Origin of the sequence: Acinetobacter sp. A1-4-2, assembly GCF_040233925.1 — a bacterium.
Taxonomy (GTDB): Bacteria; Pseudomonadota; Gammaproteobacteria; order Pseudomonadales; family Moraxellaceae; genus Acinetobacter.
This window is the reverse complement of record NZ_CP157981.1, coordinates 2,398,366-2,415,864: the sequence shown is the minus strand read 5'-3', so window position 1 is coordinate 2,415,864 and position 17,499 is coordinate 2,398,366. Positions and strand designations below refer to the sequence as shown.

Below are 17,499 nucleotides of genomic sequence, written 5' to 3'. Positions count from 1 at the left end.
TCTCGCCATTGAAAAACTCTGCCCAGACAATGCTGGGCAGAGTTGATGCTGAAATGAAATTATTGCTTCGATTCAGGAAGAATAATATTTAAAAGCAATGCTGCAATACCACCAGTGGCCACACCGGAACTGAAGATGTTACGGAATAATTCAGGAAGATGTTCCAAAATTTGTGGGACTTGTGCAACCCCTAGGCCCAAGGCCAGTGAAATGGCAATAATTAACAGGGCACGACGGTCAAGATGAATTCCTGACAGGATATTAATACCAGAAGCCGCCACAGCACCAAACATCACCATGACCGCACCGCCAAGTACGGCTTGAGGAACTGCTTGAATCACGCCAGCAACCGCAGGCAGCAAGCCCAAAATCACCAGTAATGCTGCAATCCAAATACCGACATAACGGCTTGCAACACCAGTAAGCTGAATGACGCCATTATTTTGTGCAAATACCGAACTTGGGAAAGTATTGAATAAGCCGGCGAGCAAAGAGTTGGCACCATTCACCAGCACACCGCCTTTAATACGCTCCATCCATACTGGGCCATCGACTGGCTGATTGGAAATCTTTGAAGTTGCGGTAATGTCACCAATCGCTTCTAAAGATGTGACCAGATAAATAAAGGCCATTGGAATAAACAAGCTCCAAGAGAAGCTTAAACCAAAATGCATCGGTGTTGGAATCTGAACCATTGGCGCATTTTTCATGCCTGAAAAATCAAGATGGCCCATAAAGCCGGCAAGAGCATAACCAATAATCAGGGCAATCAGAATGGCGGAGCTTTTGATCCAGGTAATACGGACACGGTTCAGGACAATAATAATCGCCAGTACCGTACAGGACATAATCAGGTTATCTGCATTGGCAAAGGTTTTATCGCCCATGGCCTGATAACCGCCCCCCATACTGATTAAACCTTCCTTAATTAAGGTCAAACCAATCAGCAGGACCACAATACCTGTAACCAGGGGAGTGATCAGTTGTTTTACCCAAGGTAAAATACGTGATACACCCATTTCAATAAATGAGCCGGCAATTACTACACCAAAAATAGAAGCCATCACTGCTTCAACAGGGGTGCCTGCCGCGACCATGGCTGAACCAATGCCGATAATCGGACCAATAAAGTTAAAACTGGTGCCTTGTACAATTAAAAGACCCGCGCCCAAAGGGCCAACTTTTTTACATTGTAAAAAAGTTGCAATCCCGGAGATGACCAAAGACATGGAAAGAATCATGTTGGTGTCTTCTTTTGAAACGCCTAAAGCAAGACAGATCAAAAGACCAGGGGTGACAATCGGGACAATAATCGCAAGTAAATGTTGCAGGGCAGCGAGAAAAGCGATAAATGGTTTGGGGCGATCGTTTAATCCGTAGACCAAATCAAGACGATCTTGTTGTTTGGGAGAGTTTTGTAAATCAGACATGTAAGAAAGGTACAACAGCAATTTGGCGTTATTCTAATCGAGTTACAGGAGTTTACAAACCAAAAAAAGGACGAAAAGTCAAAAAAACTTGTAACTGTCAATAAACTGTCACTACTAAAAGTTTAGTTTTTTCTGTATAATTTGCCCTCAAATTTAATACGTATCGAATTTACATGTCAGATATTAAAACTCTCCGCAACATTGCCATTATTGCGCACGTTGACCACGGTAAAACAACTCTTGTAGACAAACTTTTACAACAATCAGGTGCACTCGGTGAACGAGCGGGCGAGATTGAGCGTGTCATGGATTCAGGCGCTATTGAAAGTGAACGTGGTATTACCATTCTTGCAAAAAACACTGCAATCAAATGGTTAGATGAACGTACTAATACTGAATACCGCATTAACATCGTGGACACCCCGGGGCACGCCGACTTCGGTGGTGAAGTAGAACGTGTATTGTCGATGGTAGACTGTGTATTGCTACTTGTGGATGCACAAGAAGGTCCAATGCCACAAACACGCTTCGTAACACAAAAAGCCTTTGCACGTGGTTTGAAACCAATCGTGATTATCAACAAAGTCGACAAGCCAAGTGCACGTTGTGACTGGGTGATCGATCAAGTTTTTGATCTGTTTGATAATCTTGGTGGTACTGACGAACAGTTAGACTTCCCGATCGTTTATGCTTCAGGTCTTCGTGGTGTTGCTGGTCCTTCTCCAGAAGAACTTGCTGAAGATATGACACCGTTGTTCCAAACAATCGTTGACATCGTTGAGCCACCAGCAGTTGATGTTGATGGTCCATTCCAAATGCAGATTTCTTCACTTGACTATAACAGCTTCGTTGGTGTGATCGGTGTTGGTCGTATCCAGCGCGGTTCAGTGAAATTAAATACGCAAGTGACTGTGATTGATAAAGATGGTAAGACGCGTAACGGCCGTATCTTAAAAATCATGGGTTACCATGGTCTAGATCGTGTTGACGTTGAAGAAGCTTCTGCAGGCGATATCGTTTGTGTAACGGGTATTGATGCACTCAACATTTCTGACACAATCTGTGATCCGAAAGCTGTTGAAGCTTTACCGCCATTGTCTGTAGATGAGCCTACCGTATCGATGACGTTCCAGGTCAACAACTCACCGTTTGCGGGTAAAGAAGGTAAATTCGTGACTTCACGTAACATCCGTGAACGTCTAGATCGCGAATTGATCCATAACGTAGCACTTCGCGTTGAAGATACTGACAGTCCAGACCGTTTTAAAGTGTCTGGCCGTGGTGAACTTCACCTTTCAGTTTTGATCGAAAACATGCGTCGTGAAGGCTTCGAGATGGGCGTATCTCGTCCGCAAGTAATCTTGAAAGAAATCGACGGCCAAATGCAAGAGCCTTACGAAAACGTAACTTTTGACGTTGAAGAACAGCATCAAGGTGCTGTAATGGAACAAATGGGTCACCGTAAAGGCGAGATGACCAATATGGAAGTTGACGGTAAAGGCCGTATCCGTATTGAAGCAACTGTTCCTTCACGTGGCTTGATCGGTTTCCGTTCTGAATTCTTGACCATGACTTCTGGTACAGGGATCATGACATCAAGCTTCTCGCACTACGGTCCAATGAAACAAGGTACTGTTGCTAAACGTCAAAACGGTGTGTTGATTTCTATGGTTCAAGGTACTTGCCTGGGCTATGCATTGTTCACACTACAAGACCGTGGCCGTCTATTTGCTAAACCACAGTTGGAAGTTTATGAAGGAATGATCGTGGGTATTAACTCTCGTTCAGACGACATGGTGGTTAACCCGACTAAAGCGAAACAGCTCACTAACGTACGTGCATCAGGTACTGATGATGCCTTAACACTTGTACCTAATATTGAATACACGCTTGAACAGGCGCTTGAATTCATCGAAGATGACGAGTTGGTTGAAGTAACACCGAAATCAATTCGTATCCGTAAACGTTACTTGACTGAAAACGAACGTAAGCGTAACCGCGGTAAATAATTTTTCTGTTTAGCAGATATAAAAAACCGCTAACTAAGGTTAGCGGTTTTTTTTGTGAGCATAAGTTACAAAATGAAACTGCTCTGTGAGCGAAAATTGCTAAAGTACCCCTAACAACAGATTAATTATCACCCTATAAAAACACTGAAAATGGTCTAAGGAGTCAAGTATGAGTATTGTTCAAGAATTTAAAGAGTTTGCCATCAAGGGCAACATGATGGATTTGGCTATCGGGGTTATCATTGGCGGGGCATTCGGTAAAATTGTCGACTCATTGGTGAAAGATATCATCATGCCCATCATTACCCTGATTACGGGTGGAGGCGTTGATTTTACCCAGAAATTTATCGTCCTCGGGGATAATCCGGAGAATCTGCAATCTTTGGATGCATTGACCAAAGCCGGAATTAACGTGCTGACCTATGGTAATTTCCTCACGATTTTAATTAACTTTATCATTTTGGCTTGGGTAGTGTTCCTGATGGTAAAAATGTTAAACCGTATGCGCCGTACAAAAGAGGAAGTGCCGGCAGCACCTGCCCCAACACCGGAAGATATTCAGTTACTGCGTGAAATCCGTGATGAATTGAAAAAACGTCCACAAATGTAATTTCTTTTCTGAAATAAAAAAACGGTGCTGAATGTACCTTTTTTTATTCCTTATTTATTCCCTCTCCTTTTAGGAGAGGGCTAGGGAGAGGTTTACCTCCATCCCAGCCTTCCTCCTAAAAGGAGGAAGGAGCAACAAAGATTACTAATCCATCCGAAACTTGATTTCCAGTAAATGCCAGCCAAACTGACTCTTAATCGGGCCATGTAATTCACGTTCAGGCAAAGTAAATACGGCTTTATCAATTGGGCCAACCAGCTGACCTTTTTTGATCTCGCCAAGTTCGCCACCTTTTTTGCCCGATGGACAGGTGGAATGCTGTTTGGCAATTTTGGCAAAATCAGCCCCATCCTGAATTTTCTTTTTTAGCTGTTCAGCAAGCACTTTATCCTTGACCAGGATATGTCGAACGATGGCAGATTTCATGCTTGGCTTCCTTTAATGGCTTTCTGGTGGGCTATTTTAACTTTTTTTAGGGGCTGACACTCTGGACAAAAGACCGATGCACGCTGTCCGAGTTTTAAATTTTCCAAAGGGGTTTCACAATTCACGCACATTTCACCGGCACGACCATAAGCCAGCAGGGTTTGCTGGAAATAACCATTTTCTCCCATGGCATTGGTATAGTCACGCAAGGTCGAGCCGCCGAGATCAATGGCCTGTTTTAAAATACGTTTAATTTCTATAACTAACTGTTCAATTTGCTGAAAACTCAGGCTAGAAGCCGGTTGAGCAGGATGAATCCCTACATTAAATAAACTTTCCGTGGCATAAATATTGCCCACTCCCACCACCATGTGGTTATCCATAATCGCCACTTTCGCTGCTACATTTTTCTTTTTAAATTTTTCAAACAGATATTCAGCATTAAATGCTTCACTCAAAGGTTCAGGCCCTAAAGTATCAATCAGCTTGCTTTGCGAGTCTTGATCAAGCCATAAAATACAGCCGAAACGGCGCGGGTCATGATAACGCAGTTCAATATCTTCAAATTGAATGATCAGATGATCGTGTTTGCGCAGTTCATCTGTTGCTGCACATAATCTGAAACTGCCCGACATGCCCAAATGCCACAGCATACTGTCTTGTTCAAACTCTGCCAAAATATATTTGGAACGGCGGGTGAGTTTCAGCAATTTTTGACCCACCAACTTTTGTATATTTTCAGGAATGGGCCAACGTAAGCTCGGCTGACGGACCTCTACCTTTAAGACGGTTTGATCCAACAGTGGCAAGAGACTGGTTTTGGTGGTTTCAACTTCAGGTAATTCAGGCATGGGATCAAATGTATCAAGAAAACTTTGTGCTTAATATTGGACTGCTAAGAGGAGATTGCAAGGGAATCTCAAAAAATCTATATGCTTGTTGCAATTCGTTAATCGATGTAATCGACTGATTCTAGCAGTCATTTTAATTCGCCGATTGCTTAATGCTTCGCCTCAATCTTAATTTGAATGCGTCATTAACCCTGATACTACAAATAAACTTAAACGCTATGCAGGTAGTTCGTTTAAGCTTTTAAGCAGTATTTTAATAAGATATAGAGCAAGCCATGCCAGGTAAATATTACGAGATTCTCTTCCCTAAGACTTTGCTTTACCTGACAGCATGCCTCTGCCAGCATCTTTATGCTGCCCCTGATTCTACGGACCCGGTTTTGCTTCCTGTCATTAAAATAGAAGCGACACGTAGCGATACTGACTGGCTGCAAACACCTGCTTCAGTATATCGAATCGAACAAAATAAGCATACGAATAATCTCAGTGTAAATCTTTCTGAAACTTTAAAAGGTGTACCTGGCTTACAGCTGAATAACCGTGAAAATTATGCTCAGGATTTACAAATTTCCATGCGTGGCTTTGGTGCACGTTCAACTTTTGGTGTGCGTGGTATCCGTTTATATGTCGATGGTATTCCTGCGAGCATGCCGGATGGACAAGGCCAGACCTCAAATATTGATTTAAGCAGTCTAGACCATATTGAAGTACTGGGTGGGCCATTTTCTACGCTTTATGGTAATTCCTCTGGCGGTACAATTTTGATCACGACCAAACAGGGAGCAGGCAAAGATTCCATCGAGTTGGGCTATTCAGCTGGCAGTCAGCATAAAAGCCGTGCCAATGTGGTATTGCAAGGGGGTGCAGATCGGGCCGGTGAGCCGAGTTATGTGCTCAGTTCCTCTTATTTTGATACTGATGGCTACCGTGACCACAGTGCTGCACATAAAGTACTGAGTAATGCCAAACTGACCTGGGATCTGGATGACGGCTCTAAACTGAACTGGATTATGAATCAGGTTGATATAAATGCCGATGATCCGCAAGGTTTGACCCGCCAGCAGTGGCAAGCCAATCCCAAACAGGTCAATGATGCGAACAATATCTATGACGTGCGTAAGGAAATTAATCAAACCCAGACTGGTCTGACCTGGTCTAAACCGATCAATGACCAGCATGAACTGTATGCTATGGCTTATTTGGGACATCGTGAAGTGACCCAGTATCAGTCGATTCCTTCGGCACTGCAAATAAACCCACGCCATGCCGGCGGTGTGATTGATTTCAGCCGTGATTATTACGGCACTGATATTCGCTGGACTGGAAAGAATCTTTTACCCAATATGCGTCTGACCGCGGGTCTGGCCTTTGATTATATGGATGAAGACCGCCAGGGTTATGAAAACTTTGATGCCAATGGGCAATTTGGCGTAAAAGGGAAGCTACGCCGTGATGAACAGAATTTTTTATGGAATTTAGATCCCTATCTTCAAGCCGCGTGGGATTTTTTACCCAATTGGACCTTGAACACAGGACTGCGTTATAGCAATGTACATTACCAGTCCAACGATCATTATATTGTCACAGGCAATGGCGACGATAGCGGCAAGACCGACTATAACCAGGTGCTACCTTCAGTGGCTTTAAGCTGGAAAATGAATGACTGGTTCAATGTTTATGCCAGTTATGCCAAAGGTTTCGAAACCCCGACTTTTACCGAAATGGCCTATTCTGCAAACGATGGTATAAACTTTAATTTAAAGCCCGCCAGCAGTAATAATCATGAACTGGGTGTGAAAGCACAAAATATGTGGGGCAATTTCACGGCTGCAGTCTTCCAAAGCAAAACACAAAACGATATTGTTTCTGCAGGAACAGTGGATGGCCGTGCGACCTATAAGAATGCGGATAAAACGCTGCGTGAAGGGATAGAACTGTCCTGGAACAAAAATCTATGGCGTGATTTAACTGCTCAGGCCAGCTACAGCTATATTGATGCTACATTTGATGCAGTGATTCCGGACAGTACTGTGCAGAAAGGCAACAAGATTCCGGGTATCGCTAAAAATCAGGCTTTTGCCTCTTTAGGCTGGCAGCCGGAAACCGGTTTTAATATGGGTGTTGATGTCCTCTATATGGATCAGGTCTATGTAGATGATACAAATAGCGATGCCGCACCAAGTTATAGCATCGTTTCGGCCAATGCCGGTTATGTCTGGAAACAGGCCGACTGGAAAGTCCGGACTTTTGCGCGAGTCGATAATCTGTTTGATAAAGACTATGTCGGTTCAGTGATTGTCAATGAGGGTAATGGACGCTTCTTTGAACCCGCGGACGGTTTGAACTGGAGTGCGGGATTAAGTGTGAGCAAGGTATTCTAACAGGGGGCTAAGTGTGGCGTTATTATTTCAACCAATTCAATTTGGTTCGTTAAAACTGAGCAATAAAATCGTAATTGCTCCAATGTGTCAGTATTCGGCAACTGAACAAGGAGAAGTGACCTATTGGCATGAGCAGCAATGGGCCAATTATGCCTTGTCCGGTGCCGGTTTATGTATTGTTGAAGCCACCGCAGTGCAAGCGGAAGGGCGGATCAGTTATGCCGATTTGGGACTGTGGAATGATACACAGCGTGATCAGATTAAGGCATTACTGACAAAAATAAAGACACTTTCGCCTATGCCGTTTGCTGTGCAATTGGCACACGCAGGGCGTAAAGCCTCAACCGATAAACCTTGGAATGGAAGAGGTCAATTTAAGCCGGCAGAGACTCATGGCTGGCAAACAGTTTCTGCCAGTGACATTCCTTTTAATCCAGCCGATCATGCACCGCATGCGCTGAGTAAAGATGAAATCCAGCAAGTGATTCAAGACTTTGCTGATGCTGCCAAGCGTGCCGTGGATGCCGGTTTTGACTTGATTGAAGTGCACGCAGCACATGGTTATTTGCTGCATCAATTTATGTCACCATTATCGAATCAGCGTCAGGACGAATATGGCGGCAGTTTCGAGAACCGCATTCGCTTAACGCTGCAAGTTTTTCAGGCCATGAAAAATGCGGTACCAGAAGGCTACCCTATAGGCGTGCGTATTTCTGCAACAGACTGGATGGAGGGGCAGGACAGTTGGGATATCGAATCTTCAGTTGGTCTGTCCAAGGCTTTAGAGCAATTGGGAGCCGTATATATTCATGTGTCGAGTGGCGGCTTGCATATCGATCAGAATATCCATCTGGAAGCCAATTATCAGGTTCCGTTTGCTCATGCTGTTAAGCAGGTGGTCAGTATTCCCGTGATTGCTGTGGGTTTAATTACTGAAGCCATGCAGGCCGAAGGAATTTTGCATTATCAGCAAGCTGACGCAATTGCTTTAGCTCGTGCTATGCTGTATGACCCGCGCTGGCCATGGCATGCTGCCGCAGAGTTGGGTGAAAATATTCAAATTGCACCGCAATATTTGCGCTGTCAGCCGCATGGATTAAAAGTGTTGTTTAGCTCTTTTTAATAATACGTTATCCCGATATTTCGCTTGAATGTTTTAAGACTCCGACTCTTTAGAGTCGGAGTCTGGGCAAGTAGTTTTATTTATTGAAAGGACAAATTCCATATGGTCTTTACGGTCATCGTGCCGATCTTTTTTTTATTAGCTTTAGGTTATTTTTCGGTAAAGTTTCAGCTTTTAACAAAAGAGCAAGTCAATGCTGTTGGGGCCTTTGTCATTAAAATTGCGCTACCTGCTTTATTTTTCCAATCCTTGGCCGCAAAAGATTTGCATGAAATCTGGTATCCCGAATACTTTCTTGTCTATAGCGGCGTGACTTTTATTTTATATGCTGCGGCATTTTTTATTGTTTCACATTACTTTAAAAATAACCGTTCACGGTCTTCAGTTTTGTCGCTGGGTGCGGCCATGTCGAATACCGGGCTTATTGGTACGGCGGTATTGTCCTTGCTACTGGGACAAAAGGCGATGACCTATACCTCTTTGGTGGTAATCATTGAAAGTGTGCTGCTCATTCCGGCAGTACTGATTCTGGCGGAACTGGGAAATTCACAAAAGGCCAGTTTTGCCCAAATCCTCCAGAGCACGGTGGTTACTTTATTGAAAAATCCCTTGTTCATGGGCGTCATGCTGGGGATAGCCTGCGCGATCTTCCAGCTTCATATTCCTAAACAGCTGGATCAGGTCTTGGCCCTGCTTGGACAAACTGCATCGCCTTTAGCCTTGTTCTCGATTGGTGGCGGGATTGTGGGATTGACGCTGAAATATGTGAATCTGCAAAGCTTTTATCTGGTAATTTCCAGTAACCTGATTATGCCTTTGCTGATGTTTCTGGGTTTGAATTATTTAACCGATGTGAGTCAGGAAATGGTCTATGCTGGAACGCTTATTGCCGCTTTGCCGATGCCGACCATTTTTGCCATGTTAGGTCAAGCGTATGGTTTAAATGAAAAAACTTTAACTCCTTTATTGATGAGTACCATTTTAGGATTCATTGTGGTGAGTGTGTTAATTAGTGTCTGGTGGGCTTAAAATTTTACGGTCAGCATGAATAGCAACAAAATAACAGCTATAAAAAAAGCCCCCGGAATTGAGGCTTTTAATCATCTCTGTAGTGATTAGCTTTTCTTTTCAGCAGCAGCTTTAGGTGGGTTTTTGGCCTGTTCGGCAATCATTTTATCCACCACAGCTAAAGATTGTTTGGCTTGCGGGATATTTTCTTTGGCTAAAGCCTCAAAAATCTTTTTCGCTTCAGGCAGGTTTTGTGGAACGATTTTACCGTTGGCAAACATGTTACCTACAGCCATTAAAGCGGGAATATAGCCTTTTTGTGCCAGATACTGAATGCTCTTTAAGCCTTGCTTAATCGGTGCTTCGTTTTTGTTTTTAAAACCCTGACTGATATCATATAACGCTTTGGCATGAATGGCTTGATAATTGCCTTTTTTGATCAGCGGATCTAATTTCTGCAAAGCCAGTTTATCTGATGCTGCTGTACCTTCAGAAAACAGTAATACGGCCAAATCTACGCTGGCATCATCAAAACCTTGCTTGGCGGCCTTTTCTAAATACTGTTTGGCCTTTTTAGTGTCTTGGGGCAGACCTAAAGTACCGGTCATGTAGTTTTTACCTAGGACATAGTTGGCGACCGGATAGCCTTTATTTGCAGATTCTTGATACAGCTGGATGGCTTTTTTCTCATCTTTGGTGGTGCCCTGACCAGTTTGAGTCAGGTAAGCCAAATTATAAAGTGCCTGTGCATTTCCTGTTTTTGCTAGTTTATCCAGCTCCTGATAAGCGCCTTTCATATCGTTGGCTTTGACCAGTGTTTCTACTTTGGCAAATGCAGGATCAACAGAAGTGGTTGTCATTTCAGCCATCGCGAAACTTGAAGACAAAGCGATCAGGCTGGCAAGTATAATTCTTTTCATATTTTTTAAAAACCTTTTATAAACATAATCTTAATTCCATTTATGTACTTAAAAATGAATATGGAACCCTTCCTTTAACATCATAAGTTTATTTATGTGAATGTAAATACATGAGGGGTGCATTACCATAATATTTCATAGATATTTACATAATTGCTACTGGCTCGATTTTGGGTAGAAAATCTTAAAGCAAGCTTAAGTAGGGTGAGGGCTTTGTAGATGAATTGTTTTGTGCTTAAAATTTAAAACCATCAAGCACAAGGATCAGAGAAAAATATGCAGCAGCGAAACGGCACTTTGTTTTTCAGCCAATCTTTGTTTAAATCGCGGCTGAATTAATGTGTGAGTAGATAAATGTTCATTAAAGCCATTAAACGCGCCTATGATCGGGTCAATTTGGACAGCAATATTCCTGAAGAAGAAAAAATGGATGCTTTGCTGATGAAACTGGGGGCTGAATATTTAGTCAGTAAAGATGACCGTGTCTATATTTTTAAAAAAGGTGAGCTTGAAGCAAAATTTGATGCCAAGCATGCGCGTGATTATTCATTTAAAGAATATGTCTGCAAAGACATGAACAAGCTGTTTCATGGTTTTTAATCCGGAAATGTGATCGGTTTAGTATCCCTTCAAATGCATAAAAAAGCCTCCAAAGATGGAGGCTCAGTGCAGCATATATCTAAAGCTTAAATATCTAAAGTTTCAATATTTACTGTGGACGTGCTACATCACCATTTAAGGCTTCAGGCAAATCTAGAACTTGTAATCCCAGCTCTTCAAGCGCAGCAGGTTTTGCCACGACCAGGGCTTTATAACCGCCATCCACAGCAATGCTGTTGACCACTTCAACATCATTGTTTAACTGGGTTGCAGCAGCAGGAGCATCACCGCTACTTTGCACCAAATGCAGCCAGTGTTTCGGTTTGGCCTTGAACCAGAGGCGTGCAATAATTTCCTGACCCAAATAACAGCCTTTGTCGTAATGTACGCCTTCACGCTGATGCAAACGTAGTTCTTGCGGCTGGAATTCTTGTGCCGTTGTCGCTTCAATCCAGGCCTGACCGGCTTCAATCGCTTGAAGCTGCCAAGCAGTGATATCGGTTTCAGTGCTAGAAAAATCGGTGCTATCGCCATTGAGCGTAGGGAAAACTTGGCCGACTTGTTCCAGTTTCATTTTCGAAAAAGCGCCAAACTTTTTAATATGGTTGGCAAATTCTTCGGCCTGATCGTTAGTGACCACAATTTCAAAACTTTCCGGACTAATTTTTTTTAGCCATAAGCCAAACTGGATTCGTCCTTTTAAACTACAGATCGCGGTATAGCGAGTCAGGTTTTCGGCTAATGCCTCAGCATTTAAAGTCACTTGGCCCTGAAGGAATTTTTGTGCATCTACACCCTTTAAAGTGAATAGTGTAAAAGCAGTAGACGTTGACATGACTAGCCTCTGGATATATTTCACAAATCATTAATGCAGATATTTTGCAGCATGCAGGGCAGATAGGCAAACAAAAAGCCCATATTGCTATAGCTTTACTGAAATTCGGAAATATGCAGTTTTATTTAAATGAATGCGGTTAAGCGACAAAATCATCAGCGTTAAAATCGCTGCTCTAATGCAAAAATGGCGACTAAAATTTTTTACCCTTGATCAATTTTTTTGTAAGCTGAATATCTTTTCTGACCTCATATTTGAAGGGTTTAGAATGATGTAATGATGAAAAAATAGGTATTGTCCAATAAGCATGTTTAAAAGATAAGCATCGAAAGCAGTGCTAGATCCTCAGATTTTTAGCTTAACGCTATTTTTAGGTTTTAATGCCTGACAAGAGCGAATGCAATATAAAAAATATAAGCTTTACATTCACTTAAATGATTGGGATAAATATTACAAAACAAGATTGTTTGTTATTCGCTTAGGCACATCTAATACTAAAGAATGAGGCGTATTTCCCGCTATTTTTCCAAAAAAAGCACGATTAGAGCAAATATCCCAAAAATTATGTAACAACATGTTTCTAAAACACCTGTTTTTATACCTAAGTATATGAAATATAAAAGATTTGGGAAATGGCTTTTCGGCGGTGTACTATGCCGTTGAACCGATTGTAACTCGCAACAACAATTACGTAGTAAAGAAAAAATGATTCAAGAGGCAGGTAAGCTATGAACAACAACTACCGCAAACAACTGCAAGGTACCCAGCTCGAATATTATGACGTACGCCAAGCCGTAGAAGATATTCAGCCAGGCGCATATGCAAAACTTCCCTATACATCGAAAGTACTGGCCGAACAGCTGGTACGCCGTTGTGATCCTGCCATTCTGGAACAGTCTTTACGTCAGCTGATTGAACGTAAACAAGATCACGATTTCCCTTGGTATCCGGCACGTGTGGTGTGTCATGACATCTTGGGGCAAACCGCACTGGTTGACCTTGCAGGTTTGCGTGATGCCATTGCCGATCAGGGCGGTGACCCGTCTAAAGTCAACCCAGTCGTTCCAACCCAGCTCATCGTTGACCATTCATTGGCTGTGGAATACGGCGGTTTTGACCCAGATGCCTTCGCTAAAAACCGTGCTGTTGAAGACCGTCGTAATGAAGACCGTTTCCACTTTATTGAATGGACCAAAACCGCATTTGAAAATGTCGATGTGATTCCTGCGGGCAACGGCATCATGCACCAGATTAACCTGGAAAAAATGTCTCCGGTGATTCAAAAGCGTGAAGGTGTGGCATTCCCGGATACCTGTGTCGGTACAGACTCGCATACGCCGCATACTGATGCCTTGGGTGTAATTTCTGTCGGTGTGGGTGGTCTGGAAGCTGAAAACGTGATGCTAGGCCGTGCGTCTTGGATGCGTCTGCCGGACATTATTGGGGTAGAGCTGGTGGGTCAGCGCAAGCCGGGCATTACTGCAACCGATATCGTGTTGGCGTTAACGGAGTTCTTGCGTAAAGAACGCGTCGTGGGTGCGTACCTGGAATTCTTTGGTGAAGGTGCTGACAGCATGTCAGTGGGTGATCGCGCGACCATCTCTAACATGACGCCGGAATATGGCGCGACTGCGGCGATGTTCTATATTGACCAGAACACCATTGATTACTTGACGCTGACCGGTCGTGAAGCAGACCAGGTGAAACTGGTTGAGCAATATGCCAAAGAAATTGGTCTTTGGGCTTCAGACATGAAACAGGCGGAATATCCACGTGTACTGCGTTTCGACTTATCGACCGTAACGCGTAACATCGCCGGCCCGTCAAACCCGCATGCACGTGTATCAACTGCTGACCTGAAAGAAAAAGGCATTGCAGGCAATTTGGAAGCCGCTCGTGCGCAAGAAGCAGAAGGCTTAATGCCGGATGGTGCGGTGATTATCGCGGCAATTACTTCTTGTACCAATACCTCTAACCCGCGTAACACGGTGGCAGCCGGTTTATTGGCACGTAAGGCAAATGAGTTGGGCCTAACCCGTAAACCTTGGGTAAAATCATCTTTTGCTCCGGGTTCTAAAGCCGCTGCACTTTACCTTGAAGAAGCAGGCGTACTGCACGATCTGGAAAAACTGGGCTTTGGTATTGTCGCTTATGCATGTACGACTTGTAACGGCATGTCGGGTGCGCTAGATCCAAAAATTCAGCAAGAAATTATTGACCGTGACCTGTACGCTACTGCGGTACTTTCAGGTAACCGTAACTTCGATGGTCGTATCCATCCTTATGCGAAACAGGCTTTCCTGGCATCTCCGCCACTTGTTGTTGCTTATGCAATTGCCGGTACCATCCGTTTTGATATCGAAAAAGATGCTTTGGGAACAGACAAAGACGGTAACCCGATTTACCTTAAAGACATCTGGCCTTCAGATGAAGAAATCGATGCACTGGTAAAAGTTGCGGTAAAACCTGAGCAATTTAAGAAAGTGTATATCCCAATGTTTGATTTGGGCGAGCGTGAAAAAGCGGCAAGTCCACTCTATGACTGGCGTCCGCAAAGTACCTATATCCGCCGTCCGCCGTATTGGGAAGGGGCTTTGGCTGCACCGCGTACATTGGCCAATATGCGTCCACTGGCGATTTTGCCGGATAACATCACCACCGACCATTTGTCGCCATCGAATGCGATTGTTATGGATTCTGCTGCGGGTGAATATCTGCACAAAATGGGCGTGCCTGAGGAAGACTTTAACTCTTACGCAACTCACCGCGGTGACCACTTGACTGCACAGCGTGCGACTTTAGCTAACCCGAAACTGTTCAATGAAATGGTGGTTCGTGCTGACGGTACCATCAAGCAGGGTTCAAAAGCGCGTGTGGAGCCGGAAGGTGAAGTGATGCGTATGTGGGAAGCGATTGAAACTTACATGAACCGTAAGCAGCCGTTGATTATTATTGCGGGTGCGGACTACGGTCAGGGTTCTAGCCGTGACTGGGCAGCTAAAGGTGTGCGTCTTGCCGGTGTGGAAGCGATTGTGGCAGAAGGGTTTGAGCGTATTCACCGTACTAACTTAGTGGGTATGGGCGTGTTACCGCTTGAGTTTAAGCCGGGTACTAACCGCAAGACTTTAAAGCTGGATGGTACGGAGCTGTATAGCGTGGTGGGTAATATTGCGCCACGTTCGACCTTGACTTTAGTGATTGAGCGTTCAACTGATGATGGTAAAAACCAGATTGTTGAAGTGCCTGTAACCTGCCGTCTGGATACCGAAGAAGAAGTTTCTGTTTACGAAGCGGGCGGTGTATTGCAACGCTTTGCACAGGACTTCTTGGAAGGGCAAGTTGCTTAGTTTATATGCTATAAAATCTCCCCTAGCTCCTCTTTGAGAAAGAGGGGAACTTCCTCCTTTGAAAAAGGAGGGTTGGGGAGGATTAAAGTTATTGATATTGTTTGAAAAAGACCCTACTGTGAAGTGGGGTTTTTATAATTGTGGAATTTACTTCAAATACAGATCAAGATTGAATTCAGATAAAAAATCATTTAGTTTTAAATTACGAATTTAATAAAATTATTAACTATGTTAACTGTACAAATTAATTTTAAAGATAAAGACTTATTCGGTAATGATGCTGCAGATCAGGAAAAAGATGTAGTTTTTAAAAGCTATGCTATGGAAAGAACTGAATTAGAAGAGTTTTTAAATTATTCTGAAACGATTCAAATAGCAAGAGCTTATAAAGGGGAAGGTAAATCAGCAATTTTAAGAATGGTTAAAGAGAAATTAGAAAATGATAATAAACTTATTGTAATTAATTCTACAGGTGTTGCTTTATCACCAGACTTAGACTCAGAGGATTCTGATACGTGGACAAGGGCTTGGAAGAAAAAAATTCTAGGATTAATTGCAAATGAAATTGGAGCGAAAATAGGATTCGCATATACTGATGATTCAACAGCTTTGGTCGAACAGGCTGAAATGAATGGGTTTAAATCAAGATCATTCATTTCACATATTGTAGATAGACTTAAAATAAATGGTATACCACAACATCAAAGAGAAGGGATTAAGGATGTTGAAAGTATATTATCTCGCTGGACGGATGGTGGGGGGATTTGGTTAATAGTTGATGACATTGATCAAAATTTTCAAAATACAGGAAAAAATAAATTAAAAGTAGCTACTTATTTTACAGCTATTAGGCAAATTGTTAATGCCTTACCTGAAATTAGAATTAGAACAAGTGTTCGCCCTAATGTATGGAAAATTATAAAAAGAGAGTTTGAAGCTTTATCTCATATTGAACAGTATATGGTTGATATCCGATGGGGGCATCAAGATATTACAAAATTATTAGCAAAACGGATACAAGGGTATTTAGAAAGAACTGATCAATGGAATATTTTTAGTAATCAGCTCTCTGATGATTTAGATAAAAGAAATAATCAGCTAATTAGTTTAGTGTTTGAAGAGGATATGAAATGGGGGACGAATAATCGGACACGACCAGCTTCAATTGTTTTAGCGACATTATCTAGGTATAGACCTAGATGGTTAGTTGAGCTTTGTAAAGAATCTGCTAAATCACTATCTAGTAATTCAGAAAAAATTACTTTTTCTATCATTGATAATGAGTTGGAAGACTTTGGTAAGCGAAGAATTGACGATACTATTGCTGAATTTGTTTCACAGTGTCCAAATATTGAAGAAATAATAGTAGCATTTTCTAAACAAAATGAAAGATATACAACATCTGAACTATTAAAATTAATAGATAATCGTATTCTAAATCATATAAATCTAAAAATTTTTGGAGTGATAGGAACTCCTAATAATAGAGAAGTCGCACATTTCTTATATCAAATTGCTTTTATCACAGCTAGGCAAGATAATGAAGATGGTAGTTATGACCATATTTCATTTGAAAAAAATCCATCGCTTTTGAAAAGTAGAACGAATGTAGATGATGGTATGTTATGGGAAATTCATCCTGTATTTCGTCAAGCTTTACATTTAAAAAATGTCGAAACAAAGCAAGCTCAGGAAGCTAAACGAAAACGCACAGCAAAAAGATATTGAATAACTTTTTAGGATTAATATTTGAAGTGCAAATTATGCTGTTGTAATAATACCGGACTCGGATTTATACATCTGGGTCTTTCCCAAATTTTCACTATTAATTGTTATAGCTTTTATTTTTTATGCACGACAGTTTTGATAAATCAATAATTTAAAATTCTAAAACAGCATCATTAATTCATTGTAATGCTACTTAATTTCCTTTTTATGTTATTTCTTTCAAAAATGACA

13 protein-coding genes are annotated in these 17,499 nt (G+C 42.3%); 8 read left to right on the top strand and 5 right to left on the bottom strand.

Annotated elements, in window-relative coordinates; translation table 11 throughout:
* Positions 1-59 precede the first annotated feature (59 nt).
* Complete coding sequence (locus tag ABJ384_RS11740; RefSeq protein WP_349927506.1) at positions 60-1,430, bottom strand: uracil-xanthine permease family protein; 1,371 nt, start codon at positions 1,428-1,430, stop codon at positions 60-62.
* 173 nt (positions 1,431-1,603) lie between these two features.
* Between ABJ384_RS11740 and typA the strand changes: the two genes are divergently transcribed.
* On the top strand, positions 1,604-3,439 hold the full coding sequence (gene typA, locus ABJ384_RS11735; protein WP_166170857.1) for a translational GTPase TypA: 1,836 nt from the start codon (positions 1,604-1,606) through the stop codon (positions 3,437-3,439).
* Between the two features lie 169 nt (positions 3,440-3,608).
* Complete coding sequence (gene mscL, locus ABJ384_RS11730) at positions 3,609-4,049, top strand: large conductance mechanosensitive channel protein MscL (protein ID WP_349927503.1); 441 nt, start codon at positions 3,609-3,611, stop codon at positions 4,047-4,049.
* Between the two features lie 144 nt (positions 4,050-4,193).
* On the opposite strand, the gene ABJ384_RS11725 is transcribed toward mscL, so the two are convergent.
* Together ABJ384_RS11725 and mutM are read right to left on the bottom strand one after the other, a co-directional pair.
* Entirely contained in the window at positions 4,194-4,475 is a 282-nt protein-coding gene (locus ABJ384_RS11725) for a peptidylprolyl isomerase (protein ID WP_349927501.1), read from the bottom strand.
* Entirely contained in the window at positions 4,472-5,326 is an 855-nt protein-coding gene (gene mutM / locus ABJ384_RS11720; protein ID WP_349927499.1) for a bifunctional DNA-formamidopyrimidine glycosylase/DNA-(apurinic or apyrimidinic site) lyase, read from the bottom strand. Before mutM ends, ABJ384_RS11725 begins: the two co-directional genes overlap by 4 nt.
* A 275-nt stretch (positions 5,327-5,601) precedes the next feature.
* Here mutM and ABJ384_RS11715 point away from each other — a divergent pair, with 275 nt between their 5' ends.
* From ABJ384_RS11715 to ABJ384_RS11705, 3 genes are all read left to right on the top strand, one after another.
* The gene (locus tag ABJ384_RS11715; RefSeq protein ID WP_349927497.1) at positions 5,602-7,707 is read left to right on the top strand and encodes a TonB-dependent receptor; all 2,106 of its coding nucleotides are present in this window, start codon (positions 5,602-5,604) and stop codon (positions 7,705-7,707) included.
* Between the two features lie 13 nt (positions 7,708-7,720).
* Positions 7,721-8,830, top strand: a complete 1,110-nt coding sequence (locus tag ABJ384_RS11710) for an NADH:flavin oxidoreductase/NADH oxidase (RefSeq protein WP_349927495.1) — start codon at positions 7,721-7,723, stop codon at positions 8,828-8,830.
* A 102-nt stretch (positions 8,831-8,932) separates the two neighbouring features.
* Positions 8,933-9,859: an AEC family transporter gene (locus tag ABJ384_RS11705; protein ID WP_349927493.1), complete on the top strand. Its 927-nt coding sequence runs from the start codon at positions 8,933-8,935 to the stop codon at positions 9,857-9,859.
* Positions 9,860-9,945: 86 nt separating this feature from the next.
* Here ABJ384_RS11705 and ABJ384_RS11700 read toward each other — a convergent pair whose 3' ends face one another.
* Positions 9,946-10,758 carry a tetratricopeptide repeat protein gene (locus ABJ384_RS11700; RefSeq protein ID WP_349927491.1) on the bottom strand — a complete coding sequence of 271 codons (813 nt, stop codon included), beginning with the start codon at positions 10,756-10,758 and terminating at the stop codon, positions 9,946-9,948.
* Between the two features lie 354 nt (positions 10,759-11,112).
* Between ABJ384_RS11700 and ABJ384_RS11695 the strand changes: the two genes are divergently transcribed.
* Entirely contained in the window at positions 11,113-11,358 is a 246-nt protein-coding gene (locus ABJ384_RS11695; RefSeq protein WP_086197672.1) for a hypothetical protein, read from the top strand.
* A gap of 109 nt (positions 11,359-11,467) precedes the next feature.
* Here the strand turns inward: ABJ384_RS11695 and ABJ384_RS11690 are convergent, their stop codons facing one another.
* Positions 11,468-12,193: a folate-binding Fe/S cluster repair protein gene (locus ABJ384_RS11690; RefSeq protein ID WP_349927489.1), complete on the bottom strand. Its 726-nt coding sequence runs from the start codon at positions 12,191-12,193 to the stop codon at positions 11,468-11,470.
* Positions 12,194-12,921: 728 nt separating this feature from the next.
* Between ABJ384_RS11690 and acnD the strand changes: the two genes are divergently transcribed.
* Both acnD and ABJ384_RS11680 read left to right on the top strand, forming a co-directional pair.
* On the top strand, positions 12,922-15,540 hold the full coding sequence (gene acnD / locus ABJ384_RS11685) for a Fe/S-dependent 2-methylisocitrate dehydratase AcnD (protein WP_349927487.1): 2,619 nt from the start codon (positions 12,922-12,924) through the stop codon (positions 15,538-15,540).
* Positions 15,541-15,768: 228 nt separating this feature from the next.
* Positions 15,769-17,268: a hypothetical protein gene (locus tag ABJ384_RS11680; protein ID WP_349927486.1), complete on the top strand. Its 1,500-nt coding sequence runs from the start codon at positions 15,769-15,771 to the stop codon at positions 17,266-17,268.
* The last annotated feature ends 231 nt before the right edge of the window (positions 17,269-17,499 follow it).

Coding starts and splice junctions, on each gene's coding strand:
- typA (WP_166170857.1), top strand. CDS start 1,604: ATGTCAGATATTAAAACTCTCCGCAACATTGCCATTATTGCGCACGTT.
- mutM (WP_349927499.1), bottom strand. CDS start 5,326: ATGCCTGAATTACCTGAAGTTGAAACCACCAAAACCAGTCTCTTGCCA.
- ABJ384_RS11740 (WP_349927506.1), bottom strand. CDS start 1,430: ATGTCTGATTTACAAAACTCTCCCAAACAACAAGATCGTCTTGATTTG.
- ABJ384_RS11705 (WP_349927493.1), top strand. CDS start 8,933: ATGGTCTTTACGGTCATCGTGCCGATCTTTTTTTTATTAGCTTTAGGT.
- ABJ384_RS11690 (WP_349927489.1), bottom strand. CDS start 12,193: ATGTCAACGTCTACTGCTTTTACACTATTCACTTTAAAGGGTGTAGAT.
- mscL (WP_349927503.1), top strand. CDS start 3,609: ATGAGTATTGTTCAAGAATTTAAAGAGTTTGCCATCAAGGGCAACATG.
- ABJ384_RS11680 (WP_349927486.1), top strand. CDS start 15,769: ATGTTAACTGTACAAATTAATTTTAAAGATAAAGACTTATTCGGTAAT.
- ABJ384_RS11725 (WP_349927501.1), bottom strand. CDS start 4,475: ATGAAATCTGCCATCGTTCGACATATCCTGGTCAAGGATAAAGTGCTT.
- ABJ384_RS11715 (WP_349927497.1), top strand. CDS start 5,602: ATGCCAGGTAAATATTACGAGATTCTCTTCCCTAAGACTTTGCTTTAC.
- ABJ384_RS11695 (WP_086197672.1), top strand. CDS start 11,113: ATGTTCATTAAAGCCATTAAACGCGCCTATGATCGGGTCAATTTGGAC.
- acnD (WP_349927487.1), top strand. CDS start 12,922: ATGAACAACAACTACCGCAAACAACTGCAAGGTACCCAGCTCGAATAT.
- ABJ384_RS11700 (WP_349927491.1), bottom strand. CDS start 10,758: ATGAAAAGAATTATACTTGCCAGCCTGATCGCTTTGTCTTCAAGTTTC.